The sequence below is a fragment of the Streptomyces sparsus genome (genome assembly GCF_054776295.1).
In genome coordinates this window covers 1-1,077 of record NZ_BAAHCA010001289.1, presented here as the reverse complement: position 1 = coordinate 1,077, position 1,077 = coordinate 1, and the positions used below count along the sequence as shown (strand labels likewise).

At 76.2% G+C, this 1,077-nt stretch carries 2 protein-coding genes; one reads left to right on the top strand and one right to left on the bottom strand.

Features of this window, described 5'->3' with window-relative positions; genetic code table 11:
- Nucleotides 1-214: 214 nt before the first annotated feature.
- Nucleotides 215-721 carry a GNAT family N-acetyltransferase gene (locus ACYVE9_RS27960; RefSeq protein WP_461030681.1) on the bottom strand — a complete coding sequence of 169 codons (507 nt, stop codon included), beginning with the start codon at nt 719-721 and terminating at the stop codon, nt 215-217.
- Nucleotides 722-788: 67 nt separating this feature from the next.
- Here ACYVE9_RS27960 and ACYVE9_RS27955 point away from each other — a divergent pair.
- The coding region (locus ACYVE9_RS27955; protein ID WP_461030680.1) for a hypothetical protein at nt 789-1,077 on the top strand (289 nt) is incomplete at its 3' end.

Below are 1,077 nucleotides of genomic sequence, written 5' to 3'. Positions count from 1 at the left end.
CGCCGCCCGCCTGGCGACCGCCCGCGAGGCGGCCCTGGCCGAGCTGCTCGGCGACTGGTGGACGCCGGACCGGCCGCGGGACCTCACCGCGCTGGTCAGCGAGCTGTCCGCGGAGCTGGGCGGCTGCGACAACGAGACACCGCGCCAGGACGGCGGCCGGGACTGAGCACCCGCCCTACCGGGGGACCCACCGGGCGCGGCCCTCGGGAGGCGGTCAGCGCAACGGCTTGGCGTACCACCGGTCGGCCTCGGGATTGCTGTTGTAGGGGGAGACCGCCAGGTAGCCGTGCCGTTCGTACAGCGCGGTGGCACCCACCAGCTCCGACCGGGTGTCCAGCACGATCCGGTCCACGCCGCGCTCGGCGGCGGCCCGTTCGGCGACTGCCAGCAGCGCGGTGCCCAGCCGCCTGCCGCGCGCGGCGGGCGCGACGTACATGCGCTTCAGCTCGGCTGTCGACGGGTCCAGCACGCGCAGCCCCACGCAGCCCACGGCCGCACCCCGCAGGCGCGCCACCCAGAACGCCCCGTCCGGGGGTCGCAGGTCCTCGCTGGCCCCGACCGGGACCGCGCCCGACACCTCGGCCGCCGGATCCCGGATCCCGGTCACCTCCGCCACCTCGGCACGGAAGGCGCGCAGCAGGCTCTGCGCCTCGTCGGTGAACACGGACTCGGCGGCGAGTCGCCACTCGGCGGACAGCGGCAGGACACGGGGTTCGGGCACCCGCACATTGTGCACACCGTGCAGCGGGGGCTTGACCCCTGGTCACCCACTGGCGATCATGCCTGCCATGCGCCTCCCCCCACGAGTCGCCGTCCTGCTGGCCGGTGCGACCCTGGCGCTCACCACGCCCGCGATCGCCCCCGCCGCCGCGAACGGCCCCGCCACCGGCCCCGTCGCCGCGTCCACGTCGGATCCCGCGTCCACGCCTGGTTCCGCCACCACGTCCGATGCCACCACGTCCGATGCCACCACGTCCGATGCCGCCACGTCCGATGCCGCCACGTCCGATGCCGCCACGTCCGATGCCGCTGCGGAGGGCGGGGTGGACCGCCCCGCCGCCCGGTACTGCCCGAGCC